Consider the following 26,278-nt stretch of genomic DNA (forward strand, 5'->3'; position numbering starts at 1 on the left):
TTTCCGGCGGCCGAATCGGCCGACTCAGCGAAAGATAGCGACGGGCACCGACAGGTTCCGTGACACGACGACGTGGGACGGCGCGATGAGCGTTCTTGTCGGAGGTCGGCCCTAACGTCGTCCCGGTGAGCCTGCCCATCCAGCTGACGTTCGACGAACTCGACACCCCGCTGCACGAGACGACGTTCGTCGTCGTCGACCTCGAGACCACCGGCGGTAGCGCGGACACCGAGGCCATCACCGAAATCGGGGCAGTCAAGGTTCGAGGCGGCGAGATTCTCGGCGAGTTCGCCACGTTGATCGACCCGGGCAGGTCCATTCCGCCGTACATCGTGGAACTGACCGGCATCACATCGGCGATGCTCATCGGTGCGCCGCGCATCGAACGGGTTCTGCCCGGTTTCCTCGAGTTCGCACGAGGTTCGGTACTGGTGGCGCACAACGCCGGCTTCGACACCGGATTCCTCAAGGCCGCCGCGAGCCGTCTCGACATCGCGTGGCCACGGTTTCAGGTGCTGTGCACGGTCAAGCTGGCTCGCCGAGTTCTGACGCGCGACGAAGCTCCGTCGGTGAAGCTGTCCGCACTGTCGACTCTGTTCCGATCCGGCACCAGGCCTACCCACCGTGCGCTCGACGACGCCAGGGCCACGGTCGACGTTCTGCACGGCCTCATCGAACGCGTGGGCAATCAGGGAGTCCACAGCTACGCCGAGTTGGTCGACTACCTACCTGCGGTGTCGGCCGGCCAGCGCGCCAAACGCGGGCTGGCCGCCCATCTTCCCGGCACACCCGGCGTCTATCTGTTCCGCGGCCCGTCCGACGAGGTGCTGTACGTCGGTACGTCCAACAACCTCAAACGACGCGTGCGCAACTACTTCACCGGCTCGGAGACCCGAGGCCGGATGAAGGAGATGGTCGCACTGGCCACCCGCGTCGACCACGTCGAGTGTGCACACGCGCTCGAAGCCGGAGTCCGCGAGCTACGTCTGCTCTCGGCGCACATCCCGCCGTACAACCGCCGCTCGAAGTTCCCCAGGAAAGGGTGGTGGATCACCCTGACCGACGAGGCGTTCCCTCGCCTGTCGATCGTCCGCACCCCGGCACCGAACAGTCTCGGACCGTTTTCGGTTCGCGGTGACGCCGCAGAGGCCGCGGCGCTCGTCGCGGAGTTCTGCCGCCTGCGTACGTGCACTCGCCGTCTGGCCCGCTCGGTTCGACACGGTGACCAGTGCCCGGCGACCGACGTCGGAGGCTGCCCAGCGGCACTGTCCGGCCCGTTGACGGCCGACGAGTACTCCGATGCCCCGACGCAGTTTCTCGCGCTGGTGTGTGGCCAGGACGACGCCGTTCTCTACTCCATGCGCCGCCGCGTCGCCGAGCTCGCAGACAAGGAGCTGTACGAGACGGCTGCCCGTCTGCGCGACAGAATTGCGATCACCGTCGATGCACTGCGCCGGATGCACCGATCGGCAGCAGTGGCCGCCATTGCCGAACTGGTTGCGGCGAGGCGCACGGCCGACGGCGGGTGGGAGTTGATCGTGGTGCGCTTCGGCCGGCTGGCCGGCGCTGCCGTCGCGCCGCGGGGAGTGCATCCGATGCCCGTCGTCGATGCCATCACCGCGTCGGCCGAAACGGTGGTGCCCGATACGACCCCGCTGCGCGGCGCGCCCCCGGAGGAAGTCGGACTTATTGCGGCCTGGCTGCGCACGGAGGGAGTCCGGATCGTGCGCACGAGCAGTGGGTACTGCAGCCCGGCACGGTCGGCGGGTTCGTGGGAGTCGTGGTGTCGGACGGCGAGAGAAGCCGCGAGGGCAGGAGTGGAGCCTGCGGAACGACTGTTCAGCTCAGGAGTGGAGCCTGCGGAACGACTGTTCAGGTCAGGAGTGGAGCCTGCGGGACGACTGTCGGGGTACGGCAGCAACTAGGGTCTGGGGGTAGCTCGCGTCGGACACCGAGCTCGAGATGCTTGAGGAGCGCACATGATCAATGCCATCGTCTTGATCGACGCCGAGGCCGACTTGATTCCGGAAGCGGCGCAGGCCGTTGCGGATGTCGACGGGGTGTCGGAGGTCTATTCGTGTGCTGGTGATGTCGATCTGATCGCCATCGTGAAAGTTCGTGATCATGCGTCGATCGCAGAGGTCATCACCAAGCACATCAATCGTGTGCGGGGGGTGCGCAGCACCACCACTCACATTGCGTTCCAGTCCTATTCGAGTGCCGATGTCGAAGCCGGGTTCTCGATAGGCGAGTAGCCGCGCTCTTCGTCAGCCGGCGAGTTCGGTGGTGCATCGACCCCAGTCGGCGAGTAGCCGTGCTGCTGCACCGGAATCGATTGTTGTTGCGGCAGTGGCCAATCCGGCTTCGATTCGGGCGTGGAGGTCGTCGGACACGCCGTGGTGCGCTGCCATGGCTGCGGCGGCATTGAGCAGTACGGCGTCGCGGACGGGGCCCTGTTCTCCGGCGAACACTCGGTGCGCCACCGCTGCATTGAATTCGGCGTCTCCACCTCTGAGAGCTTCTATGGGCGCTCGGGCGATGCCGTAGTCGAGCGGGTCGATCGTCTCGACGGTCACCGAACCATCGGACACCACGTGCACTGTCGTGGTGGTGGACAGTGTGATCTCGTCCAGTCCGTCGTCACCGCGGACCACGAGCACCGAGCTGCCCCGGGCTGCGAACACGTCGGCGACGACGGGGACCAGGTTCTCGAACGCACAGCCGATCAGGCCTGCGCGCGGGCGCCCGGGGTTCGTCAGTGGCCCCAGCACGTTGAAGACCGTGGGGATTCCGATTTCCTTGCGCGGTGCGGCAGCGAAGCGCAGTGCGGGGTGGTGGATCGGTGCGAAGCAAAAGCCGATGCCGACCTGCTCGACGCTCGACGCGACTGCGTCGGCCCCGAGGGTCACTCGGACCCCCAATGCTTCGAGCACGTCGGTCGTGCCGCTCTTCGACGACGCTGCGCGGTTGCCGTGCTTGACGACTCGGATCCCGCTGGCAGCGACGACGACGGCTGCCATGGTGGAGATGTTGACGGTGTCCGCTCCGTCTCCTCCGGTCCCCACGACGTCGACGGCGTCGGTGTCGGTGTGCACCAGCACTGCGTGCGCCAGCATCGATTCGGCGAGTCCGTTGACCTCCGCCGGCGTCGGACCTTTCATCTTCAGCGCTACTCCGAAGGCTGCGATCTGCGCGGCTGTCGCGTTGTCGGCCATGATCTCGTCCATGACCCAGCCGGTGTCGGCGCTGGACAGGTCGGTGTGGTTCGTCAACGCGCCGAGGATTCGACGCCAGGTTCGCGGCTGTTCGTCGCTGATCGCTGCGGTCATGGTGGTTCTGCCGTGCCCTTCTGCCGTCGATGCACTCGGTGCGGTGGAAGCTTAGCCAGACGCTGCGTCGGGCTGCGCGGGCTGCAGTGCGTCCCACCCCAGTACTGCTCCCCCTCGACGCTGAGCAAGGCCGGCCATGCGAGAACGCTCCTGCGAGCAGTGCAGAGCGTCGAGTACCTGAACACGTTGCAGAACCAGCGGCACGCCGCCTTCCACCCGAGGGCGGTAGCCGGTGCTCTCCGGTAGTTCGGCGGCCGGCCCCACTTCGTAGTCGTCCTGAGCCGCAACCGCTGCTGCGTCCTCCACTTGGTCGGAAGGCAACACGAGATGATGCCGTAGCACCACCTCCGCCGATTCCGTCCACAGCGGTCGGGTCCTCGCTGCTTCGTCGAGCACGGCCGAGCATGCCTGTGCATCGTCGAAGCAACTCGCCACTGTCACGAGGTCCTCGCGAGTGGGGTCCAGACGTTCGGCCGTCGATCGCGAGAACAGTCTCCGAAACCATCCACCTTCGGTGCGCTTTGCCATGAGGCCAGCCTTGCACGACTGGACCCTACCGGCCCGTACAGAGGCTCTGACCAGCACGGGAACAAGGACGTACGCGGATTCGTTCCGACACGACGCGCCAAGAGCGGACCCGGATATGCCTTCCGTACTACGACGGGTCATACTTCTCTTTGTGACGAGCGCTGTAGGGACTCAAGGATCGGCAATCACCCAACGCGTGCACTCGCTGAACCGTCCCAATATGGTCAGCGTCGGCACGATCGTGTGGCTGTCTAGTGAACTCATGTTCTTCGCCGGGCTGTTTGCGATGTACTTCGTCGCACGCGCCCAGGCGAATGGAATCTGGCCGCCGGAGCCGACGGAGCTGAACCTCGCTCTCGCTGTGCCGGTGACCGCGGTGCTGATCGCATCGTCGTTCACCTGCCAGCTGGGCGTGTTCGCCGCCGAGCGAGGTGACGTCTTCGGACTGCGCCGCTGGTACATCATCACTCTGGTGATGGGCGCGTTCTTCGTGGCCGGCCAGGCGTACGAGTACTACCACATGGTGCACGAGGGCACGACGCTCTCGAGCAGCGTGTACGGCTCGGTCTTCTACATCACGACCGGTTTCCACGGATTGCACGTCATCGGCGGACTCATCGCCTTCGTCTTCCTGATCACCAGAACGCTGGTCAGTAAGTTCACGCCCGCGCAGGCCACCGCGGCCATCGTCGTTTCGTACTACTGGCACTTCGTCGACATCGTCTGGATTGCCCTCTTCGCAACGATCTACTTCATCCGCTAGTGACAGTCAGCACACCAGAGATAACGAGCGAACGGAATCAGCCCCCGACGTTCGGTCCGTCCCGACACGACAAGGGATAGAAGATGAGTACATCTCCCCCAGCAGCATCCGACGACAACGCCGCCTCCAAGACGAGACGGCAGCGTAGGACGCGCCGACGCATCACCGGTGCTCTCGTTCTGATGATGGGCCTCCTGAGCGCAGGGTTCCTCGCCTCGGCCCTGACGCCGGCTCCTCAGGTCGCGACTGCCGATACCGATTCGGCAGCGCTCATCCGCGAGGGCAAGCAGCTCTACGACACGTCCTGCGTCACGTGCCACGGTGCCAACCTGCAGGGTGTTCAGGATCGCGGACCGAGCCTCATCGGCGTCGGCGAAGCAGCCGTGTACTTCCAGGTGTCGAGCGGTCGTATGCCCGCTGTTCGCAACGAGGCACAGGCGATGCGCAAGCCGCCGAAGTTCAACGACAAGCAGATCGACGCCCTCGGTGCCTTCATCAACGCCAACGGCGGCGGACCGACGGTCATCCGCGACGAGAACGGTGAGATCGCTCAGGAGTCCCTGCGCGGTGGCGACATCGGACGCGGCAGTGAACTGTTCCGACTCAACTGCGCTTCCTGCCACAACTTCACCGGTGAAGGCGGCGCTCTGTCCTCGGGCAAGTTCGCACCGTCCCTCGGCCCTGCCAACGAGCAGGAGATCTACACCGCGATGGTCACCGGCCCGCAGAACATGCCGAAGTTCTCCGATCGTCAGCTGACGATCGAGGAGAAGTCCGACATCATCGCGTACGTCAAGTCGGCCCAGGAAACCCTTCCCGCAGGCGGTTGGAGCATCGGAAGTTTCGGTCCCGGTACCGAGATGATCGCTATCTGGACGGTCGGCATCATCGCCGTCGTCGGAGCAACTTTGTGGATCGGAGCTAGATCATGACCGACGGCGATTCCGGCCGTAAGGACGCGGGCAACGACGACGAATCCGGACGCAAGGATGCGCCCGGTGCCGACGGCGTGAACGCGGACAAGAAGTACACCGACGAGGAACTCGCCGCGATGAGCCGCGACGAACTGGTCGAGCTCGGCACCAACCTCGACGGTGTCGATGTCGCTTTCCGCCGCAACCGTTGGGCTGTAGAAGGTACCCGCGCCGAGAAGCGTGCCGAGCGCAGCGTCGCGATCTGGTTCGCGATCGCCGGCCTCGCCGCTGTCGCATTCATCGGCATCTACCTGTTCTGGCCGTGGCAGTACTCCGGTATCGGCGAAGAGAACTACCTGGCCTACTCGCTGTACACCCCGCTCATCGGCGGCACGATGGGCCTGGCGATCCTCGCGGTCGGTATCGGCGCGGTGCAGTTCACCAAGAAGTTCATCCCCGAAGAGGTCTCCATCCAGGACCGTCACGACGGCGGCTCGTCCGAGCTGGACCGCAAGACTCTCGTGGCAGAGCTGGGCGATTCGCTCGACACGTCGACCATCGGTCGCCGCAAGGTGATCAAGCGTTCGCTCGTCTTCGGTGGTGGCGCGCTCGGCGTCATGGCGCTGCTCCCCCTCGGTGGACTGATCAAGAATCCCTGGGCCAAGGGCGAAGATTCGCCGTTGTGGGTATCCGGCTGGACTCCTCGCTACGATGGAGAGACCATCTACCTCCGACGAGACACCGGGCGACCGGAAGATGTCGTTCTCGTTCGGCCCGAGGACTTGGACGCTGGTGCCATGGAGACCGTCTTCCCGTTCCGCGAAGCGGACCGCGAGAGCGAGCACGATCTGCTCGTCTCGCTGCGTGGAGTTCGTAACTCGGTCATGCTCATTCGCCTTCGCCCGGATGCCGCAAGCACCGTCATCAAGCGCAAGGGTCAAGAAAGCTTCAACTACGGCGACTACTTCGCCTACTCGAAGATCTGTACGCACCTGGGTTGCCCGACATCGTTGTACGAGCAGCAGACCAACCGAATTCTGTGCCCTTGCCACCAGTCGCAGTTCAACGCGCTCGAGTACGGCAAGCCGATCTTCGGACCGGCTGCGCGTGCGCTGCCCCAACTTCCCATCACTGTCAACGAAGAGGGATTCCTCGTCGCTTCGGGAGATTTCACCGAAGCTCTGGGGCCCGCCTTCTGGGAACGTCGTCCGGAGCGTGACTCATGAGTACATTGCAAACCCTCGCCGCCAAGCAGGCCGACGGCGTAGACAGTCGTTACCACCTGGCGCCGGGATTGCGTCGCCAGATCAACAAGGTCTTCCCCACGCACTGGTCGTTCCTGCTCGGTGAGATCGCGCTGTACAGCTTCGTCATCCTGCTGATCTCGGGCGTGTTCCTCACCTTGTTCTTCGATCCGTCGCTCAGCGAGGTCGTGTACGACGGTGCGTACACCCCCCTCAACGGTGTGACGATGTCCAGGGCATACGCCACCGCTCTCGACATCACGTTCGAGGTTCGTGGCGGTCTGTTCATGCGGCAGATTCACCACTGGGCGGCCCTGATGTTCGCCGCCTCGATCATCGTGCACATGATGCGCATCTTCTTCACCGGTGCGTTCCGTCGCCCGCGCGAGGCCAACTGGGTCATCGGTTGTTTGCTGCTCATCCTGGCGATGTTCGAGGGCTTCTTCGGCTACTCGCTCCCCGACGATCTGCTTTCCGGCACCGGCCTCCGCGCCGCTCTCGGTGGCATCACGATGAGTATCCCGATCATCGGCACGTGGATGCATTGGCTCATCTTCGACGGCGACTTCCCCGGCACGATCATCATTCCGCGCCTGTACGTCGCTCACGTTCTTCTTCTACCGGCCATCATCCTGGCGCTGATCGCAGCCCACCTGGCCCTGGTCTGGTACCAGAAGCACACGCAGTTCCCCGGACCCGGCCGCACGGAGCAGAACGTCGTCGGCGTTCGTATTCTTCCGGTCTTCGCGGTCAAGTCCGGTGCTTTCTTCGCCGTCACCTTCGGTGTGCTGGCAGCAATGGGCGGACTCATCCAGATCAACCCGATCTGGAATCTCGGACCGTACAACCCGTCGCAAGTGTCGGCAGGCGTGCAGCCCGACTTCTATCTGATGTGGACCGACGGCATGGCACGACTGTGGCCTGCCTGGGAGATATACATCGCCGGGCGCTACACCATCCCGGCAGTGTTCTGGGTGGCAGTGATCATGGGTCTCGTCTTCACCGTGATGATCGCGTACCCGTGGATCGAGAAGCGTCTGACCGGAGACACTGCGCATCACAACCTGCTTCAGCGTCCCCGTGACGTTCCGGTGCGTACTGCGATCGGCGCGATGGCCCTCACGTTCTACGTGATCCTCACGCTCTCGTGCATCAACGACCTCATCGCCTACAAGTTCGACATCTCGCTCAACGCGATGACGTGGATCGGTCGTATCGGAATTCTCACCATGCCTCCGCTCGCGTACTTCATCGCGTACCGATTCTGCATCGGACTGCAGCGCAGCGATCGGGCAGTTCTCGAGCACGGCATCGAAACCGGAATCATCAAGCGACTCCCGCACGGCCAGTACGTGGAAATCCACCAGCCGCTCGGACCGGTCGACGATCACGGACACCCGATTCCCCTCGATTACCAGGGCGCAGCCGTTCCGAAGAAGATGAACAAGCTCGGCTCGGCCGGAAAGCCCGGCTCGGGATCGCTGTTCAGTCCGGATCCGGTGGCACAGAGCAAGGCTCTCGAAGATGCCCTTCACAAGGGTGAACACGAGCAGCTGACGATGCTCCGCAACTACCAGGCGGGCATCCACGGCAACGGCCACTCGAACGGCAACGGCCATGCCAATGGCAACGGGCACTCGAACGGCAACGGCCACTCCAATGGCAACGGCCACTCGAACGGCAACGGCCATGGACTCCACTCGGATGAGGACACCGCTATCGCTTCGGGTCGAAGCGACAACGACAGAGAACACTGACATCTGACAGAGTCTCGAAAAGGGCGACACCGGCAACGGTGTCGCCCTTTTTGTTGTCTGCGAACACGATCCGGGCTGGAACACTTCGCATCACCCTCCGAGGCAGCACGGCCGGCTGCTCGTCGTCGGGAGATCCGATAGCCCTCCCCTCCCCCACCGTCGGATGACCCATCCATATCCCAGGTACATCGACCGGTCTCAGCTCCGGGGTTCGCGACGACCGGTATTACTATCGGTGTCATGGTCCGTGTTCCACTCACCCCCGGCGAACTCGCCCGCGGTGCCAGGCTCGGCTCCGCTCTCCGTCATGCCCGCGGTGGCCGAACCATGACCGACGTCGCCGATACAGCAGGCATCTCGGTCGAAACTCTGCGCAAGATCGAGACCGGCCGAATTCCGACGCCGGCGTTCTTCACCGTCGCCGCGTTGTGCGGCGCGCTGAACATCTCCCTCGATTCGCTTGCCGATCAGGTGCCCCGTGCCGTTCGGTCCCACTCGGAGGCCGACGTTTCCTGAGGGTGCGTGCCACCTCGTTCACCGCAGCGCGCTCGACCTCCACACGCTCGCTCTCCGTGTCACCTGACAGCGCCATGAGCGGACCATCCTGTTCGGCCGGTATGCGGACAGCAGAAAAGGGCCCCGGTCGCTCGTGAGAACAACCGGGGCCCTTTTCGGGTGGAGCAGATGGAGTCAGTGGCGCTCGGCACCGACGTGGTACTCGAACACCAAACCTGCGGCCGCAGCGATGACGCTCACCACGCCGAGGGCGATGAGCCACGGCTGGAAGAAGGCGAATCCGATGGCGGTGATGGACGCGGCGCCTGCGAGCACGATCGGCCAGAAGCTACCGGGGCTGAAGAAGCCCAGGTCTCCTGCGCCGTCGCTGACCTCGGCGTCGTCGAAGTCCTCGGGTCGGGTGTCGAGGCGTCGTGCGACGAATCGGAAGTAGGTTCCGACGATCAACGTCAGACCGACCGACAAGAAGATCGCGGTGACTCCGGCCCACTCGACTCCTGTGCGGCTCAGGCCCGTGAACAACGCGTACACGATGCCGACCAGGAGAAAGAAGACAGTGAGGATTTCGAAGATCTTGGCTTCGATTTTCATATCAGCATGCTTCCTTGGTCAGTTGCCTTCAGCGACAGCGGCTGTGCGGAGGGTGCGGTCGGTCGAGAACGGAGCGGTGCTCGTTGCGAGGGGGCTTTCGCCGATGGCTTCGAGTGCCTGCGCGTTGGTCAGCGCATCTCCGCCTTCGGACAGAGGCTTGCGAAGCTCGATGTACTGCTCGAACCGCTCGGGAGACACGGCACGAACCTCGAAGTTCATCATCGAGTGGAAGGTGCCGCACATTTCGGTGCACCGTCCGACAAAGGAGCCTTCGCGTTCGATTTCGCTGATCTGGAAGACGTTGTCGGAGTGGTTCTCCTCGGGGTTCGGGAGAACGTCACGCTTGAACAGGAATTCCGGAACCCAGAATCCGTGGATGACGTCCGAGGACGCGAGCACGAATTCGATGCGCTTACCGGTCGGCAGAACCAGGACCGGGATCTCTTCGCTCGAGCCGACCGTTTCGATCTTGTTGTAGTGCAGGTACGACAGATCCTGCGTGGATGCTCCGTTGATCGGTCCCGGAACGAACTCGCCGTCCTCGCTGCCCTCGGCACCTTCGCCCGGAGTGGCAGCGGCCTCGGCGGCAGCCTGCTCCTCCTCGTCGGTGCCCTCGTACTTGGCGGCACCGTCCTTGAGGTCGATGGTGCGGTAGCCGAACTTCCAGTTCCACTGGTAAGCCGTGACATCCACCTGGACGTCGGGATCGGCCTGCTTCTCGTCGACGTAGTTCTGCACCACGACGGTGAAGTAGAACAGGACGGCGATGATCACGAACGGGACCGCCGTGTAGAACAACTCGAGCGGAACGTTGTAGGCCGTCTGGCGAGGGAACTCCGGTGAGCTCTTCTTCTTACGGTGGAACAGCACCACCCAGAAGATCAGAACCCACACGATGATGCCAATGACCAGGGCGGCAATGACCGACCACGTCCACAGGTCGCCGATGCGTCGCCCCTGCGGGGTGACGCCCGAGGCGAAACCGAAATTGAGTACGTTGTCGCTGCTGATGGAACAGCCCGACAGCATCAACGCGGCTACACCGAGAAATGCTGTCAGCCCCGCTCGCCGAAGGATCCGACTATGCGCCACGTTCACGCCTTCCTGATTGCCCACCACTGAAGAATAAGGGCTTCCACATGGAGATGCCCGAGTACTACGCAGCGTAGACCAATGCTGACGCGGAGCCACCCTTGGGTCGTTACCTAGGTTCGAGCGTGTCTGCGGCATACTCGGTTGCTGATCGACCGTCCCGCTGACGACACGCGGAGATCCGGCCCCCGGCATTGTCCCCAACTGCGAGAAGAGGTAGCAGACGCTGTGTGTGGACTGCTCGGAGTACTGACATCTCACGGAACGACCGCCGCCGGCGTCGAGCTGGTGAGCTCGGCGACTCACTGCATGCGCCATCGTGGCCCGGACGAGCCCGGTGGCACCTGGCACGACGACGACGTCGTATACGGCTTCAATCGACTCTCGTTCATCGACATCGAACACTCGCACCAGCCGATGCGGTGGGGTCCGCCCGAGTCGCCGAACCGGTACGCACTGGTATTCAACGGTGAGATCTACAACTACCTCGAGTTGCGTGCCGAGCTCGCGCGCGATCACGGGGCAGAATTCGCCACCGAAGGTGACAGCGAGTCGATCGTTGCGGCGTTCCACTACTGGGGCGCTGCCGCCGTGCAGCGTCTGCGAGGAATGTTCGCCTTCGCCATCTGGGACACCGAGACGCGCGAGATGTTCGTTGCACGCGATCCCTTCGGCATCAAGCCGCTGTTCCTGGCCACCGGTCCCGGAGGCACCGCGTTCGGTAGCGAGAAGAAGAGCGTGCTCGAGCTGATGGATCTGCTCGGCGTCGGCACCGATCTCGATCCGCGTGCCATCGAGCACTACACGGTGCTGCAGTACGTCCCCGAGCCCGAAACCCTGCACGCAGGCGTTCGGCGGCTCGAATCCGGTTGCTACGCCACGCTGTCACCGGGCACGCCGCCGAAGGTCACTCGCTACTTCACCCCGAAGTTCCCGGTTCAGCCATTCGCACCCGGCAGCGAGAAGGCGCGGTACCAGGAAATCGCCGAGGCACTCGAAGACTCGGTTGCCAAACATATGCGCGCCGACGTCACGGTCGGCTCCTTTCTCTCGGGCGGAATCGATTCGACGGCCATCGCAGCTCTGGCGATCCGTCACAACCCCGACCTGATCACGTTCACCACCGGATTCGAGCGCGAGGGCTACTCCGAGGTGGACGTGGCAGCGGAGTCGGCCGCGGCAATCGGTGCTCGGCACATCGTGAAGGTCGTCGGACCCGAGGAGTTCGCGGCGTCCATCCCCGAGATCGTCTGGTATCTGGACGATCCAGTGGCCGACCCCGCGTTGGTGCCGCTGTACTTCGTCGCCAAGGAAGCCCGCAAGCACGTGAAGGTCGTGCTCTCCGGCGAAGGTGCGGACGAGTTGTTCGGCGGTTACACCATCTACCGCGAACCGCTGTCGTTGAAGCCGTTCGAGTCGCTTCCCGCATTCCTTCGACGTGCGGCCGGCTCGTTGAGCGAGCGAATCCCCGAGGGCACTCGCGGCAAGAGCCTGCTCAACCGCGGATCCATGACTCTCGAAGAGCGGTACTACGGCAACGCACGCAGTTTCAACGACGCGCAGTTGCGGTCGGTGCTGCGCGAGTTCCGATCCGAGTGGACCCATCAGGACGTCACCGCGCCGATATACGCGCAGTCGCAGGGATGGGATCCGGTGGCTCGCATGCAGCATCTGGATCTGTTCACTTGGTTGCGCGGCGACATTCTGGTGAAGGCCGACAAGATCACCATGGCCAACTCACTCGAGTTGCGCGTTCCGTTCCTCGACTCCGAGGTCTACAAGGTCGCCGAGAAGCTCCCGCTCGACCAGAAGATCACCAAGAGCACCACCAAGTACGCTCTGCGTCAGGCGCTGGAGGGAATCGTTCCCGGTCATGTACTGCATCGCGCCAAGCTGGGATTCCCTGTGCCACTGCGCCATTGGCTGCGCGGACCGGAACTCTTCGATTGGGCCCACCAGCAGATCGCCGACTCGCAGACCGATCACCTGCTCAACAAGGCCGCCGTCGTGGCGATGCTCGACGATCACCGCGCCGGCAAGTCCGATCACAGCCGTCGACTGTGGACGCTGCTGATCTTCATGGTGTGGCACGGCATCTTCGTCGAGAAGCGCATCGTGCCGCAGATCGCCGAACCGGAGTATCCGGTCAACATCTGACCTGGCCGACCGTCCCCGCCGGATCAATGCGATTTTCGGTCGCTCGGAGTGCAACAAAGCCACATTGATCCGGTGGGCGAACGAACAACCTCGATCAGGCGGGGAGCAATGCCCCGATTTCCTCGCCCGCTTCTTCACCATAGGCAGAGGTCAGACGCTTGATCGCGTCGTCGCGGTTGAGATCCCACTCCTGAGTGCCGGTGGTCTCGAGCACCAGCACGGCCACGAGCGAACCCAGTTGCGCTGCACGTTCGATGCTGGCTCCGGCCATGTGGGCGGTGAGGAAACCTGCTCGGAAGCCGTCGCCGACACCGGTCGGATCCACCTTGCTCGTCTCTGGCACGACACCGACATGGGTGTGCACACCACCCTTTTCGACGATGTCCACGCCACGCTTGCCCAGGGTGGTGACGCGCAGATCCACCTTGTCGGCGATGTCAGCGTCGGACATGCCGGTCTTCTGCTTGAGGAGCGCCCATTCGTACTCGTTGGTGAACAGGTACGCGGCACCGTCGATCAAGTCGGTTGCCTGCGCGGCGTCGAGCCGAGCGAGCTGCTGCGACGGGTCGGCCGCGAACGGGATGCCTGCAGCGCGGCACTGCGCCGTGTGCGCCGTCATCGCGTCGGGGTCGTTGGCACCGATCAGAACCAGGTCCATCGCGTGCTGCGCTGCGAGTGCCTCGATGGAGATGTCCCGGGCCTCGCTCATCGCTCCGGGGTAGAACGACGCGATCTGCGCCATGTCCTCGTCCGTGGTGCAGACGAAGCGAGCAGTGTGTGCGGTAGCGGACACGCTCACACCACTGCAGTCGACACCGTGCTCTTCGAGCCAGGTCCGGTACTCGGCGAAGTCCGGTCCCACGGCCCCGACGAGCAGCGGCGCGCCGCCGAGAACTCCGAGTGCGTACGCGATGTTTCCGCCGACGCCTCCCTTGCGAATGACCAGATCGTCCACCAGAAAGCTCAACGAGATGTTCGAGAGCTGATCGGCGACGATCTGCTCGGCGAACCGTCCGGAGAATCGCATCAGATGGTCGGTCGCTATCGAGCCGGATACCGCGAGTGTCACGAAGGAAGGCCTTTCGGTTCGTAGATGCTGTGGAGTCGACGGGCAGACACGACTGTGACCGGTACACGCATGCGTGTACCGGTCACAGTCGAGTACGAGTCAGCTCAGTTGAACGAGTCGCCGCACGCGCACGATCCCGTGGCGTTCGGGTTGTCGATCGTGAAACCCTGCTTCTCGATCGTGTCCACGAAGTCGATGGATGCACCCTCCACGTAGGGAGCGCTCATCCGGTCCACTGCGAGGGTGACGCCGTTGAAGTCGACCGCGAGGTCGCCGTCGAGGCTTCGGTCGTCGAAGAAGAGCTGGTAGCGCAGTCCTGCGCAACCACCCGGCTGCACGGCGATGCGCAGCGCGAGGTCGTCACGGCCTTCTTGATCCAGCAGCGCCTTGGCCTTGGTCGACGCGGTCTCCGTCATGGTGACCTTGTGTGCCGTGGTTTCGGTCGTTGCGGTCTCATTCGAAACGGTCATGGGTTCTCCCTATCAGTCGTACAACCCGTGAATGACTCAACCGTACTCCCGGTAGCTCTATTCCTCACGCTCGCCGCCTCCCTTGCACACCGGTGTCGACCACGTCGGCCGCGACGCGCGCGGCCAACTGTTCGAGCTGATTCGCCGCATCCGACATCGCCAGCTCGACCGAACCCGCGAACTCACTGATCGAGTGCGCAGCCGAGATGCCCGCCGACTCCAGTTCGTCCTTCGACAACGTGACCTGCCCCGCGAGCACGATCGTGTCGATGCCCGTCGCGCCGCCCGCGGCAGCGATTCTGGTCACCAGCTTGCCGCGCAGCGATTGCGAGTCGAATTTGCCCTCACCGGTCAGCACCAGGTCGACGGAGTCGAGCAGTTCCTGCTGGCCGGTTCGTTCGGCCATCACGACGGCACCGGGTAGCTGCCTGCCGCCGAGTGCGAACAGTGCCGCCCCCAGACCTCCTGCGGCTCCGGCTCCCGGTCGGTCTGCCACGTCGTAGCCGGCGGCAGAGAGCACTGCAGCCCAATCGGTGTTCGACTCCTCCAGCCGAGCGACGGTGTCTGCGTCGGCACCTTTCTGTGGACCGAACACGCGGGCCGCACCGGCGTCGCCCAGCAGCGGGTTCTCCACGTCCGACGCGGCGACGAGGTCGATGCCCGACAATCGCGCGACCGCCGATCCGAGTCCGCCCAGCGCACGAATCATCGCGCGCCCGCCGTCGCTGCAGCTGCTTCCGCCGAGCCCGACGAACACCGTTCGCGCCCCGGCGTCGAGAGCGGCGTCGAGCAGCTGACCGACGCCGTAGCTGCTCGCCTTCAGTGCTGACAGTGGAGTGGGCGGGCCGTCGAGAAGATGCAGTCCGCAGGCCTGAGCCGATTCGATGTACGCCGCCGTACCGTCGAGCAGCCAGTGGGCTCGGACCGGGTTGCCGAGGGGCCCGTCCACGTCTGCGGTCTGCACGGTGCCGATGCGCGAGGCCAGGACCTCGACGAACCCTGGGCCGCCGTCGGATTGGGGCGCGAGTTCGAGTTCGTCGGTCTCACGAACCGAGGCCCATCCCCTGGCGATGGCGTCGGCCGCGGCCGCGGCAGTCAAGGTGTCTCCGAACGAATCCGGCGCAATCATCACTCGCATCGTCGGAAGTCTAGGGCTGCAGCGCCGGAACGGCATCCGCTGTTTCGCCGCTGACCTGGCCGGTGTTCGTCGGCAACGGGCCATCCCATACTCTGAGTGCGTGAAGCTGCTACGCCGTGGAAACTCTGACAATTCGGACGGAAACGACTCGAACGAATCCGAGTCGACGACGGCCGGGAGCGACGCAACCCCTTCGGTGTCTCTCGGCAAGGGCCGACCGACCCCCAAGCGCCGTGATGCCGAAGCTCGGCGTCGCGGACCGGTTGCTCCTGCTCCTCTGACGAGCAAAGAGGCACGCGAGCGCCGCAAGGCGAACAAGGGCAGCAAGGAAGACCGCAAGGCCGCCTCCAACGAGCGACGCGCCGCCGCAGCCGAACGACGCGCACGGATGCTGGCGGGCGAAGACAAGTATCTGCTCCCCCGCGACAAGGGTCCGGTGCGTGCATACGTACGCGACATCGTCGATGCACGACGCAACCTCGTCGGCCTGTTCATGCCGCTGGCGTTGATCCTGATCTTTGCGCTGTTCCTGCAGCCTCAGGTACAGCAGTACGTCACCCTCGGCATGTTCGTGATGATGCTCTTCATGGTCGGCGAGGGCATCTACCTCGGCAAGATGATCAACAACAAGATCCGGGTGCGGTTCCCCGAGACCACCGACGGCGGTTTCAGGATCGGGTGGTACGCCTTCGTCCGTGCGTCCCAGATCCGCAAGATGCGCGCACCCAAGCCGCGAGTCAGCGCCGGCGAGGCCGTCTGACGTCGGTGGGCGAACCGAGACGAACCCTCGTGCTCGGTGGAGCCAGATCCGGCAAGTCCGGGCACGCGGAATCGCTTGCCGTTCTCGAGCCGGTTCGCTACCTCGCGACCGGTCGGCGGGACGCCACCGACGAGGACTGGCAGCTTCGTATCGAGCGTCACCGTGCGTCGAGACCGAGACACTGGTCCACCGTCGAAACCGTCACGTCACTGTCCGGTGTCGTCTCGCAGCCCTGGGACGGCACCACCGTCGTCGACGATCTGGGAACGTGGCTGACGGGAATGCTCGACGATGCACAGGCCTGGGAGCTCCCCCGCGGCACGATCGCACCGGCTGTCGACGATCTGGTTCGGGCAGTCGCGGACTGCCCGTCCCGCCTTCTGCTCGTCAGCCCCGAAGTCGGCTTGTCCGTGGTGCCCGAATCCCGTTCCGGTCGCCTCTTCCGAGACGAGCTGGGATTGCTCAATTCTCGGCTCGCGGCAGTATGTGACAGGGTTCTGCTGGTCGTCGCAGGACTCGCGCTGACCCTCAAGGACCCTCCGGCGGACTTCATCACCGCGAAAGGCACAGTGTGACAATTCTTTCGGAAGAGGCTTCGGCGTCGTCGCCGTTTCGTCCGGTGACAGCTCCGTCGGACTCGGCTCGATCGGCCGCCGCCGACCGGCAACAGGAATTGACCAAGCCTGCCGGAAGCCTCGGTCGCCTCGAGGCGCTCGGTGAGTGGATCGCCGCCTGCCAGGACGCCTGCCCGCCGCGGTCTCTCGAACGAGTGCGTGTCGTCGTCTTCGCCGGCGATCACGGCGTGGCCGCACACGGGGTCTCTGCCTACCCTCCCGAGGTGACGGCTCAGATGGTCGCGAACATCCGCGCCGGCGGCGCAGCGGTCAACGTACTCGCGGCCATAGCCGGTGCCGCGGTTCGGGTTGTCGACATCGCGGTCGACGCCGATACGGATTCTTCGGTGTCCGCGTTCAAGATTCGACGGTCCAGTGGATCGATCGACCGCGAGGATGCACTCACCGAGGACGAGGTTCAGGCCGCGATCGCTGCCGGAGCCGCCATCGCCGACGAAGAGGTCGACGGCGGCGCGGATCTTCTCATCGCAGGCGATATGGGTATCGGAAACACCACTCCGGCAACGGTATTGATCGCCACCCTGACCGACACCGAGCCGGTTGCCGCCGTCGGCCGCGGCACCGGAATCGACGACGCGGGGTGGATCAGAAAGACTGCAGCGATCCGGGACGCGATGCGTCGAGCCCGGCCGGTCGCGAAGAACCCCACCGATCTGCTGCGAGTCGCGGGCGGTGCCGACATCGCGGCCCTCGCCGGCTTTCTGGCACAGGCAGCGCATCGGCGAACCCCGGTGATTCTGGACGGCCTGGTGGTGACCGCGGCCGCATTGGTGGCCGAGGACGCGGCGGCCGGAGCACGCAACTGGTGGGTTGCCGGGCATCGCTCGGCCGAGCCTGCCCATTCACTTGCGTTGCGGCACTTGCGTCTCGAACCGATCGTGGAGCTCGGGATGCGACTGGGCGAAGGTTCGGGAGCGCTGGCGGCGTTGCCTCTGGTTCGTGCGGGTGTCGGCACCCTCAATTCGATGGCAACCTTCGCCGACTCCGGTGTCAGTACCGGCGACAGCGAAGCCCGCAGCACTGCCGAAGACCGCAGCACCGCCGAAGACCACTGACTGTGCGCAGCCCAGCCGATTCACTGGTGCTCGCGTTCTCCTGGCTGACGGTGCTTCCCGTGCGCGGCCCCGACGAGGTCGACAGGGACTCCGCCGGGCGCGCGATAGCGCTCGCTCCAGTCGTCGGTATCGCCCTCGGCAGCATCAGCGCGATCGTTCTGTGGGTGTCGATCACTGCGGGCTTGACGCCTCTCCTCGGCGGACTGCTCGCCGTCGCGGCCTCGGCATTGCTCACTCGGGGTATGCATCTGGACGGCTTGGCCGACACCGCGGACGGACTGGGCTGCTACGGACCTCCCGAGCGCGCGCGAGAAGTCATGAAGTCCGGCAGTGCAGGCCCGTTCGGCGTGGCATCACTTGCTCTGGTGCTGGGGATACAGGCCGCAAGCCTGGGCCAGCTCGCGCAGTTGCACATGTGGTGGGCCATCGTGTGTGTCTCGGTGATCGGACGGGTGTCGGTGGTCGTCGCGTGTCGCCGAGGGATCGAGGCGGCGGCACCGAGCGGCTTCGGCGCGCTGGTGGCAGGCACTCAGTCGATCGCAGCCGTGGCGTTGTGGACAGGCGTGGCAACGGCCATGTCCACGTACATCCGTCCCGACCGACCGTGGCAGGGAGCGCTGGTGGTCGTTTTCGTACTCGCCGTCGCGGTAATCCTCACTCGCCACTGCGTCCGACGCTTCGGCGGGCTCTCCGGCGACGTGCTCGGAGCCGGAATCGAGACCACCACCGCGCTGGCCGCGGTCGGCCTGCTTCTGGGAAGCTAGCGGAGCGTGGTCATCCAGCCGTGCGTATCGGCGAACGTTCCGCGCTGAATACCGGTGAGCGTGTCGCGCAGTGCGAGCGTGATCTCGCCGGGCTCGCCGCCTGCGATCTCGAACGCCCCCTCGGTGGACTTGACGCTACCCACCGGTGTGATGACGGCTGCTGTACCGCAAGCGAACACCTCGGTGATCTCGCCGGAGTCGGCCCCCTTGCGCCACTCCTCGGTGGAGATCCGACGCTCTTCGACGGGGATGCCTGCGTCGGTCGCCAGGGCCAGCAGCGAGTCGCGAGTGATGCCGGGGAGCAGTGACCCGGACAGCGACGGCGTCACCAGTCGTGCGTCGGAGCCCGAGCCGAAGACGAAGAACAGGTTCATCCCGCCCATCTCCTCGACGTACCGGCGCTCGATGGCATCGAGCCAGACCACCTGATCGCATCCTTCGTCGCTGGCCTGTGCCTGCGCCAGCAGAGATGCGGCGTAGTTGCCCGCGAACTTCGCGTCTCCGGTGCCGCCCGGTGCCGCCCGGACGTATTCGGTCGACAGCCAGACGCTCACCGGCTTGACGCCTCTGGGGAAGTACGCACCTGCGGGAGAGGCGATCAACATGTAGCGGTACGAATCGGCCGGGCGGACACCGAGTCCGGCTTCGGTGGAGAACATGTACGGCCGGACGTAGAGCGCGTCCTCGCCGCCTGCCGCGGGGACCCAGTCGTGGTCGAGTTCGAGCAGCTTCTCCATCGATCCGATGAACAGCTCGTCGGGCAACTCCGGCATCGCCAGACGGCGAGCCGAGGAGCGGAAGCGCTCGGCGTTGGAGTGCACCCGGAAGGTCGAGAGGTCGCCGTTCGGCTGACGGTAGATCTTGAGTCCCTCGAAGATTGCCTGGCCGTAGTGCAGGACCATCGCGGCGGGGTCGAGCTCGATCGGACCGTACGGCGCGATCGTGGCATCGTGCCATCCGCCGTCACGGGTGTAGTCGATGTACACCATGTGATCGGTGAAATGTTTTCCGAAACCGGGTGCAGCGAGCACCGCGTCGCGCACGGCGGGCGTAGCGGGCGAGGGATGCTGCACGTACGTGAATTCGGAGACACCTGTCATGCCCGAGATCCTATCGTCACGGCCACCGAGCTCTCGCGCGGTCACCTGGTCTTCGCTGCGACGAAGGGCGGCGCGACCACTTCGCAGCGCAACGCTCGCCCACGAACGTCGACCTCGACCTCGGTGCCCACCGCAGGAGCGGCCTCCGCGTCGAGCAGGGCGAGGGCGATTCCGATCTTCAGCGACGGCGAGAACGTGCCGGACGTCGTCGTTCCGATCTGCTGTCCCGATGCTTTGACGGCTAGGCCCGGGCGCAGGACACCGCGATCGAGAGCCCTCAGTCCACGCAGCACACGTGCCGGTCCGCTCTCCTTCTCCGTGGACAAGGCTTCCTTGCCCCAGAATGCGTCCTTCTTCCACCCGATCGCCCAGCCGCAGCGCGCCTCGAGGGGCGAGATGTCCAGTGCCAGTTCGTGTCCGTGCAACGGGTACCCCATCTCGGTGCGCAGTGTGTCGCGTGCTCCGAGCCCGCACACCTGTCCCCCACGAGACCGCACTGCTGCCATCAGCGCCCGGAAGAGGGGTTCGACGTCGCCCGCGGGTGGAACCAGTTCGTAGCCGTGCTCGCCGGTGTATCCGGTTCGGCAGACTCGCACCGCAACCGAATTCCAGGTGGCGTCCTCGAACGCCATGTAGTCCATGTCGGTCGGCAGGCCCAGTTCCTGAAGAACCTCGGTCGATTTCGGCCCCTGCACGGCCAGGACTCCGAACTCACGGTGCTGGTTCACCACCGAAATCCCGTCGGGTGCCTGCTCGGCCATCGCCGCGACGACGGCCGCCGTGTTCGCCGCGTTCGGCACCAGGAAGACATCCTCGTCCGAGACGTAGTACGCGATCAGGTCGTCGACGACGCCGCCGGATTCGGTGCAGCACAGCGTGTACTGCGCCTTGCCCGGTTCTATTCGGTTCAGATCGTTGGTGAGAACGGAGTTCACGAACGCAGCGGCTCCGGGTCCGGTCACCGATGCCTTGCCGAGATGGCCCACATCGAACAGACCCACGGCCTCTCGCACTGCCGTGTGTTCGACGACGACCCCGGCGTACGACACCGGCATGGTCCAGCCGCCGAAAGGTGCGAATGTCGCACCCAATTCGGTGTGCACGGCGTGAAGTGGTCCCTCGATCAGCTCGGTGTCGGTCATGGCGGTCACGCTAGCTCACATCGCGGCCGTCGCGGGCCCGGCAGACCGACTGCGTCCCTCGACGAGTCGTCATTAGGATCGAGGTACGTACACGTCAACCCCTACAGGAGCAGCCACGTGCCTTCACCCTCGACGCCTTCCCGCACTCTCGGACCCGACCTGGTCCTCGCGGGCAAGCTCGGTAAGAAAGTCGACGTTCTCGTCGTCGCGCTGAGTACCAGCGACGACGGCCTCGAGCTCGCCATCACCGACGACATCTCCGACGACGCCGTCGCTGCTGCGCTGCTCGATTCCTTCGAGTCCGTCGGTGCCACCGGCAAGGCCGATGAACTGGTGCGCATTCCGGCACCGGCCGGCCTGTCCGTGGACAGCGTCCTGGCGGTCGGCCTCGGTAGCGCGGCCGACATCGACAGCGAGCGCATCCGGCAGTCCGCCGGAACCGCGGCCCGTGCACTGAAAGGCGTCGATACGGTGGCGACCACGTTGTCGGCACTCGATCTCGGTGCGGCCGCGGAAGGTTTCTTTCTCGGCGCGTATCAGTTCACCGAGTTCAAGTCCTCGCTCTCGGCACCGAAGGCGGACGGTCTTCCCCTCGCCCGCGTCGAGTTGCTCGTGCCCGACACGCGCTCGAAGGAAGCGAAGAACGAGCTGGCACGCTCGATCGCCATTGCCGAATCCGTCGCTGTAGCACGTGATTTCGTCAACACCCCGCCGAGTCACCTCTACCCGGAGGAGTTCGCGGCGCAGGCGAAGGCGCTGGGTACGGCTGCAGGTCTGAAGGTCGAGATCCTCGACGACAAGACACTGGAGAAGGACGGCTACGGCGGCATTCACGGCGTCGGCAAGGGTTCTTCACGCCTGCCGCGACTGGTTCGCCTGACGCACTCGGGCGGCAAGCGGGGCGCGAAGAAGGTCGCCCTGGTGGGCAAGGGCATCACGTTCGACACCGGCGGCATCTCCATCAAACCCGCTGCGGGCATGGAGAACATGACCTCGGACATGGGCGGTGCGGCTGCGGTCATCGCGACGGTGATCCTGGCCGCGAAGGTCGATCTACCGCTCGACGTCGTCGCGACGGTGCCGATGGCCGAAAACATGCCGTCGGGCACAGCGCAGCGTCCGGGCGATGTCCTGACCCAGTACGGCGGCATCACCGTGGAGGTCATCAACACCGACGCCGAAGGCCGCTTGGTGTTGGCCGACGCGATCGTGCGTGCCTGCGAGGACGATCCGGATTACCTCATCGACACCGCGACACTGACCGGGGCCCAGGTGGTCGCGCTCGGCAATCGAACGCCAGGGGTCATGGGCACCGACGACTTCCGCGACCGCGTCGCCGAGATCTCTCAGGCCATCGGCGAGAACGCGTGGCCGATGCCGTTGCCGAAGGAGATCCGACGTGAACTCGATTCCAAGGTGGCCGATCTGGCGAACGTCACCAACGGCCGGGCCGGTGGAATGCTGGCCGCTGCGCTGTTCTTGAAGGAATTCGTCCCCGAGGGCGTCGAATGGGCTCACATCGATGTCGCAGGACCGGCGTACAACACCGGCGGGCCCTTCGGTTACACCGGCAAGGGCGGCACCGGCGTTCCCGTACGGACGATGTTCGCGGTCCTCGAGGACATCGTCGAGAACGGCTGATGGCACAGTCCGTGCGTGCGGATCCGAATCTGCACGCACGGATTTCGGTCAGAGATCGCGCTGCTGCTGTTCGCGCTTCTTGATGATCTTCTGGCGAGCGTCGTGATCGCGCATGCGTTGGGGATAGCCGGTCTTGCGCACGTCGTAGACCGGCATCTTCAGGTCGCGTCCGATCTTTCGTGCATATTTTTCATCCAGCGGCCGACGGGTCCACTCGCCGTCGTTCGCGACGAGCACCACCGTCAGCGGGGTCACCGTCGTCTTCGGCTCGACGTAGGCCTCGACACCGATTCGAGCGGCCGTCCAATCGGCCAGGTACTGGGCAACCGACCCCTCGGGGCCACGTTTCGCGGACCCGCCGCTTCGTTTGAGTCGATCGAACAATCCCACGAGAACATCCTTTTCGTACGGCCGATGGATCACCGGTTCGGGTGCCGGAATGTTGTTACCCGCCAGTTTGCCAGGCGTGTTGAACGCCCTAGGGGAACGGCGAGGCGATAACAATGGAAGGATGACATTAGAGGGTTCAGCTCTCTTGATAGTGAACCAAGGCTCGTGAAGTGAGTAAGTGAATTGCCGAGAGGGAGTGTCTACGTGGGCGCTGTGTCGAGCCGAACACGCTCGATCGGTGTCTTGTGCACCGGTGCCTCCGTCGAACCGAATCACGCAACTCTCGTCCATGAACCCTGTTCCGCCAGCACAATGGTCTGCGACCACGAGTCGTCGAACCACATCACCCGCACACAACTGTCGAGGAGTCAACAGACATGGCCTTCTCCGTCCAGATGCCAGCTCTTGGTGAGAGCGTCACCGAGGGAACTGTCACGAGGTGGCTCAAACAAGAAGGCGACACCGTCGAAGTCGACGAGCCATTGCTCGAAGTCTCCACGGACAAGGTCGATACCGAGATCCCGTCGCCTGCAGCCGGTGTTCTGACCAAGATCGTCGCTCAGGAAGACGACACCGTCGAGATCGGTGGCGAGCTCGCCCAGATCGGTGACGCAGGCGAGGCTCCCTCGTCCGACGCGCCGGCCGAGGAAGCTGCCCCCGCCGAGGAGTCGGCACCCGAGGAAGCTGCCGAGGAGCCCACTCCCGCAGCCGAGCCCGAGCCACAGGCCGAGGAGGAGGCACCCGCAGCGAGTGCATCGTCCGACTCGTCCGGATCAGGCACCCCGGTGACGATGCCCGAGTTGGGCGAGTCCGTCACCGAGGGCACCGTGACCCGTTGGCTCAAGGCCGTCGGCGACGAGGTTGCTGTCGACGAACCATTGCTCGAGGTCTCCACCGACAAGGTCGACACCGAGATCCCGTCTCCGGTCGCCGGAACTCTGCTCGAGATCTCCGCCGAGGAAGACGACACGGTCGCCGTCGGTGGCCAGCTCGCCGTCATCGGATCGGGATCGCCGGCCGAGAAGGCCCCCGAGCCCGAGGCCACCCCGGAGCCCGAGGCCCCCAAGGCCGAAGAGCCGAAGAAGGAAGAGCCCAAGACGGAGGCTCCCAAGAAAGAAGCCCCGAAGGCCGAACCGAAGCCCGAACCCAAGGCCGAGCCCAAGCAGGAGGCCCCCAAGGCTGCTCCCGCCAAGGAGTCGGCACCGTCGGGTGATTCCAGCCCGTACGTCACGCCGTTGGTTCGGAAGCTGGCGTCGGACAACGATGTCGACCTCTCGACGGTCAAGGGCACCGGTGTCGGTGGACGCATCCGCAAGCAGGATGTGCTCGCTGCTGCCGAGGCCAAGAAGGCTCCGGCTGCTCCGGCCGCCGAGGCTGCGCCCGCCGCGGCCGCCAAGCCTGCTGCGCCGGCCACCGCCGGTGTTCGTCCCGAGCTCGCGCATCTTCGTGGCACCACGCAGAAGATCAACCGGATCCGTCAGATCACCGCGAAGAAGACGCGTGAGTCGCTGCAGACCTCTGCGCAGCTCACCCAGACCTTCGAGGTGGATGTCACCAAGATCGCCGGTCTGCGGACGAAGGCGAAGGCGAAGTTCGCCGAGAACGAGGGCGTCAATCTGACGTACCTGCCGTTCTTCGCGAAGGCCGTCGTCGAAGCTCTGAAGGCGCACCCCAACGTCAACGCGAGCATCAACGAGGAAGCCAAGGAGATCACGTACCACGCCGATGTCCACCTCGGTATCGCCGTGGACACCGAGCAGGGTCTGCTCTCCCCCGTCATCCACAATGCGGGCGACCTGTCGCTCGCGGGGCTGGCTCGGGCGATCAACGACATCGCCACCCGTGCACGCTCGGGCGGGCTCAAGCCCGACGAGCTGTCCGGTGGCACGTTCACGATCACCAACATCGGCAGCCAGGGTGCATTGTTCGACACCCCGATCCTGGTTCCGCCGCAGGCCGCCATGCTGGGCACCGGCGCAATCGTCAAGCGTCCGGTCGTCGTCAAGGACGACTCGGGCAACGAGTCGATCGGTGTTCGCTCGATGTGCTACCTGCCGCTCACCTACGACCACCGCCTGGTGGACGGAGCCGATGCGGGACGCTTCCTCACGACGATCAAGCAGCGTCTCGAAGTGGCGTCGTTCGAGGCCGATCTCGGCCTGTAGGCAACCGGCGAATCGCTACTCTCACGTATTCTGGTGAGAGCGCGAAACATTCGCATCGGAGTCTCGAAAAGAGGGGCACGAACCGTGCATCCGGGGCATCATTCGTTCGCGAATGATGCCCCGTTTGCGTCAAGGAGGCTTTCGTTCACATGCGCGTAGTCATTGCAGGTTCATCAGGTTTGATCGGCACGGCCCTGGTCGCAGCGCTGCGGGGCCGTAGCCACGACGTCACCCGCCTGGTTCGGAGATCACCGGCCGGACCCGACGAGTCACAGTGGGATCCATCGCGCGGAAGCGTCGATGAGGCCGCGCTCGCCGGAGCCGACGCGATCGTCAACCTCTGTGGTGTCGGAATCGGTGACAAGAGGTGGTCCGGTGCGTACAAGCAGTTGGTACGGGACAGCCGCATCGCTCCCACCGAAGTACTCGCCGGGGCTGCCGCCGACGCGGGTGTGCCCACTCTGATCAACGCGAGCGGCGTCAACTTCTACGGCGACACGGGCGATCGGGTGGTCGACGAGACGGCTCCCGTCGGTGAGGGGTTCCTGGCCGAGGTCTGTCGTGATTGGGAGAACGCCACGTCTGCGGCGTCGGAAGCGGGTGTTCGCACGATCATGCTGCGCAGCGGTGTCGTGCTGTCGCAGCGCGGCGGCATGTTGGGCAAGCTTCGTCCGCTGTATCTGTTCGCCCTCGGCGGGCGGCTCGGCAGTGGCCGCCAGTACTTCCCGTGGATTTCTCTCGAGGACGAGATCGGCGCCATCGTTCACGGCATCGAGAACGATTCCCTGCGTGGGCCGGTCAACATGGTCGGTCCCACTCCGGTGACCAACGCGCAGTTCAACAGTGCGATGTCGCGCGCGGTGCACCGTCCGGCCCCCTGGGTCGTCCCCGGCTTCGCACTGAAGGCAGTGATCGGAGAATTCGCCGAGGAGGCCATTCTCACCGGTCCACGGGCAATTCCGAAGGCTCTCGAGGACGCGGGCTACACCTTCGAGCACAACACCGTGGGAGAGGCACTGCGGGTGGCCGTCGGCTCGTGACGCGGCGTACCGTTCCGA

25 protein-coding genes are annotated in these 26,278 nt (G+C 64.8%); 15 read left to right on the forward strand and 10 right to left on the reverse strand.

The features are described 5' to 3' along the window. Nucleotides 1-125: 125 nt before the first annotated feature. Complete coding sequence (locus QM590_RS03340) at nucleotides 126-1,925, forward strand: DEDD exonuclease domain-containing protein (RefSeq protein WP_269593881.1); 1,800 nt, start codon at nucleotides 126-128, stop codon at nucleotides 1,923-1,925. A gap of 54 nt (nucleotides 1,926-1,979) precedes the next feature. After that, nucleotides 1,980-2,255 carry an Lrp/AsnC family transcriptional regulator gene (locus QM590_RS03345; RefSeq protein ID WP_068052089.1) on the forward strand — a complete coding sequence of 92 codons (276 nt, stop codon included), beginning with the start codon at nucleotides 1,980-1,982 and terminating at the stop codon, nucleotides 2,253-2,255. A gap of 12 nt (nucleotides 2,256-2,267) precedes the next feature. On the opposite strand, the gene trpD is transcribed toward QM590_RS03345, so the two are convergent. Together trpD and QM590_RS03355 are read right to left on the reverse strand one after the other, a co-directional pair. Then, nucleotides 2,268-3,329 carry an anthranilate phosphoribosyltransferase gene (trpD, locus tag QM590_RS03350; protein WP_094640136.1) on the reverse strand — a complete coding sequence of 354 codons (1,062 nt, stop codon included), beginning with the start codon at nucleotides 3,327-3,329 and terminating at the stop codon, nucleotides 2,268-2,270. Between the two features lie 51 nt (nucleotides 3,330-3,380). Beyond that, nucleotides 3,381-3,857 (reverse strand): hypothetical protein, encoded by a 477-nt coding sequence (locus tag QM590_RS03355; RefSeq protein ID WP_068052095.1) that lies wholly within the window; start codon nucleotides 3,855-3,857, stop codon nucleotides 3,381-3,383. Nucleotides 3,858-4,008: 151 nt separating this feature from the next. On the opposite strand from QM590_RS03355, the gene ctaE reads away from it, so the two are divergent. From ctaE to QM590_RS03380, 5 genes are all read left to right on the forward strand, one after another. Further along, the gene (gene ctaE / locus QM590_RS03360; protein WP_037192869.1) at nucleotides 4,009-4,620 is read left to right on the forward strand and encodes an aa3-type cytochrome oxidase subunit III; all 612 of its coding nucleotides are present in this window, start codon (nucleotides 4,009-4,011) and stop codon (nucleotides 4,618-4,620) included. Between the two features lie 83 nt (nucleotides 4,621-4,703). Next, on the forward strand, nucleotides 4,704-5,552 hold the full coding sequence (gene qcrC, locus QM590_RS03365) for a cytochrome bc1 complex diheme cytochrome c subunit (protein ID WP_094640137.1): 849 nt from the start codon (nucleotides 4,704-4,706) through the stop codon (nucleotides 5,550-5,552). Further along, the gene (gene qcrA, locus QM590_RS03370) at nucleotides 5,549-6,760 is read left to right on the forward strand and encodes a cytochrome bc1 complex Rieske iron-sulfur subunit (RefSeq protein WP_256980917.1); all 1,212 of its coding nucleotides are present in this window, start codon (nucleotides 5,549-5,551) and stop codon (nucleotides 6,758-6,760) included. Before qcrC ends, qcrA begins: the two co-directional genes overlap by 4 nt. Then, nucleotides 6,757-8,535, forward strand: coding sequence for a cytochrome bc1 complex cytochrome b subunit (gene qcrB, locus QM590_RS03375; RefSeq protein ID WP_068052098.1), 1,779 nt, complete (start codon nucleotides 6,757-6,759; stop codon nucleotides 8,533-8,535). The genes qcrA and qcrB overlap by 4 nt, the downstream gene beginning before the upstream one ends. A gap of 240 nt (nucleotides 8,536-8,775) precedes the next feature. Next, complete coding sequence (locus tag QM590_RS03380) at nucleotides 8,776-9,051, forward strand: helix-turn-helix domain-containing protein (RefSeq protein ID WP_068052101.1); 276 nt, start codon at nucleotides 8,776-8,778, stop codon at nucleotides 9,049-9,051. Between the two features lie 174 nt (nucleotides 9,052-9,225). Here the strand turns inward: QM590_RS03380 and QM590_RS03385 are convergent, their stop codons facing one another. Together QM590_RS03385 and ctaC are read right to left on the reverse strand one after the other, a co-directional pair. Beyond that, the gene (locus QM590_RS03385; RefSeq protein WP_068052104.1) at nucleotides 9,226-9,642 is read right to left on the reverse strand and encodes a cytochrome c oxidase subunit 4; all 417 of its coding nucleotides are present in this window, start codon (nucleotides 9,640-9,642) and stop codon (nucleotides 9,226-9,228) included. Between the two features lie 18 nt (nucleotides 9,643-9,660). After that, a complete protein-coding gene (ctaC, locus tag QM590_RS03390) occupies nucleotides 9,661-10,740 on the reverse strand; it encodes an aa3-type cytochrome oxidase subunit II (RefSeq protein ID WP_269593986.1) in 1,080 nt (359 codons plus the stop codon). 222 nt (nucleotides 10,741-10,962) lie between these two features. On the opposite strand from ctaC, the gene asnB reads away from it, so the two are divergent. After that, nucleotides 10,963-12,891: an asparagine synthase (glutamine-hydrolyzing) gene (gene asnB / locus QM590_RS03395; protein WP_094669854.1), complete on the forward strand. Its 1,929-nt coding sequence runs from the start codon at nucleotides 10,963-10,965 to the stop codon at nucleotides 12,889-12,891. Nucleotides 12,892-12,985: 94 nt separating this feature from the next. Here the strand turns inward: asnB and QM590_RS03400 are convergent, their stop codons facing one another. The 3 genes from QM590_RS03400 to QM590_RS03410 form a co-directional block, all read right to left on the reverse strand. Continuing rightward, nucleotides 12,986-13,960, reverse strand: a complete 975-nt coding sequence (locus QM590_RS03400) for a carbohydrate kinase family protein (RefSeq protein WP_094688459.1) — start codon at nucleotides 13,958-13,960, stop codon at nucleotides 12,986-12,988. Nucleotides 13,961-14,064: 104 nt separating this feature from the next. Then, nucleotides 14,065-14,430 carry a HesB/IscA family protein gene (locus tag QM590_RS03405; protein WP_068052114.1) on the reverse strand — a complete coding sequence of 122 codons (366 nt, stop codon included), beginning with the start codon at nucleotides 14,428-14,430 and terminating at the stop codon, nucleotides 14,065-14,067. Nucleotides 14,431-14,494: 64 nt separating this feature from the next. Next, nucleotides 14,495-15,568 (reverse strand): glycerate kinase family protein, encoded by a 1,074-nt coding sequence (locus QM590_RS03410; protein WP_269593880.1) that lies wholly within the window; start codon nucleotides 15,566-15,568, stop codon nucleotides 14,495-14,497. A gap of 100 nt (nucleotides 15,569-15,668) precedes the next feature. Here QM590_RS03410 and QM590_RS03415 point away from each other — a divergent pair, with 100 nt between their 5' ends. From QM590_RS03415 to QM590_RS03430, 4 genes are read left to right on the forward strand one after another with little or no spacing between them, the layout of a single operon-like run. Beyond that, nucleotides 15,669-16,328, forward strand: a complete 660-nt coding sequence (locus tag QM590_RS03415; RefSeq protein WP_068052118.1) for a DUF3043 domain-containing protein — start codon at nucleotides 15,669-15,671, stop codon at nucleotides 16,326-16,328. 5 nt (nucleotides 16,329-16,333) lie between these two features. After that, on the forward strand, nucleotides 16,334-16,903 hold the full coding sequence (gene cobU / locus QM590_RS03420; RefSeq protein ID WP_094688458.1) for a bifunctional adenosylcobinamide kinase/adenosylcobinamide-phosphate guanylyltransferase: 570 nt from the start codon (nucleotides 16,334-16,336) through the stop codon (nucleotides 16,901-16,903). Continuing rightward, a complete protein-coding gene (gene cobT / locus QM590_RS03425) occupies nucleotides 16,900-18,018 on the forward strand; it encodes a nicotinate-nucleotide--dimethylbenzimidazole phosphoribosyltransferase (RefSeq protein WP_094688457.1) in 1,119 nt (372 codons plus the stop codon). Before cobU ends, cobT begins: the two co-directional genes overlap by 4 nt. Nucleotides 18,019-18,020: 2 nt before the next feature. Then, entirely contained in the window at nucleotides 18,021-18,782 is a 762-nt protein-coding gene (locus tag QM590_RS03430) for an adenosylcobinamide-GDP ribazoletransferase (RefSeq protein ID WP_269593879.1), read from the forward strand. Here QM590_RS03430 and QM590_RS03435 read toward each other — a convergent pair. Then, complete coding sequence (locus tag QM590_RS03435) at nucleotides 18,779-19,882, reverse strand: branched-chain amino acid aminotransferase (RefSeq protein WP_269593878.1); 1,104 nt, start codon at nucleotides 19,880-19,882, stop codon at nucleotides 18,779-18,781. The genes QM590_RS03430 and QM590_RS03435 overlap by 4 nt on opposite strands. Before the next feature lie 41 nt (nucleotides 19,883-19,923). Further along, complete coding sequence (gene gcvT / locus QM590_RS03440; RefSeq protein ID WP_269593877.1) at nucleotides 19,924-21,024, reverse strand: glycine cleavage system aminomethyltransferase GcvT; 1,101 nt, start codon at nucleotides 21,022-21,024, stop codon at nucleotides 19,924-19,926. A 117-nt stretch (nucleotides 21,025-21,141) separates the two neighbouring features. Here gcvT and QM590_RS03445 point away from each other — a divergent pair, with 117 nt between their 5' ends. Next, entirely contained in the window at nucleotides 21,142-22,665 is a 1,524-nt protein-coding gene (locus QM590_RS03445; protein ID WP_269593876.1) for a leucyl aminopeptidase, read from the forward strand. A 48-nt stretch (nucleotides 22,666-22,713) separates the two neighbouring features. Here the strand turns inward: QM590_RS03445 and QM590_RS03450 are convergent, their stop codons facing one another. Continuing rightward, on the reverse strand, nucleotides 22,714-23,055 hold the full coding sequence (locus tag QM590_RS03450; RefSeq protein ID WP_094688555.1) for an oxidoreductase: 342 nt from the start codon (nucleotides 23,053-23,055) through the stop codon (nucleotides 22,714-22,716). 377 nt (nucleotides 23,056-23,432) lie between these two features. Between QM590_RS03450 and sucB the strand changes: the two genes are divergently transcribed. Both sucB and QM590_RS03460 read left to right on the forward strand, forming a co-directional pair. Continuing rightward, nucleotides 23,433-25,220, forward strand: coding sequence for a 2-oxoglutarate dehydrogenase, E2 component, dihydrolipoamide succinyltransferase (sucB, locus tag QM590_RS03455; protein ID WP_269593875.1), 1,788 nt, complete (start codon nucleotides 23,433-23,435; stop codon nucleotides 25,218-25,220). Nucleotides 25,221-25,369: 149 nt separating this feature from the next. Further along, nucleotides 25,370-26,260, forward strand: a complete 891-nt coding sequence (locus tag QM590_RS03460) for a TIGR01777 family oxidoreductase (RefSeq protein WP_269593874.1) — start codon at nucleotides 25,370-25,372, stop codon at nucleotides 26,258-26,260. The last annotated feature ends 18 nt before the right edge of the window (nucleotides 26,261-26,278 follow it).

The organism is Rhodococcus sp. IEGM 1372 (assembly GCF_030056835.1).
GTDB lineage: Bacteria > Actinomycetota > Actinomycetes > Mycobacteriales > Mycobacteriaceae > Rhodococcoides.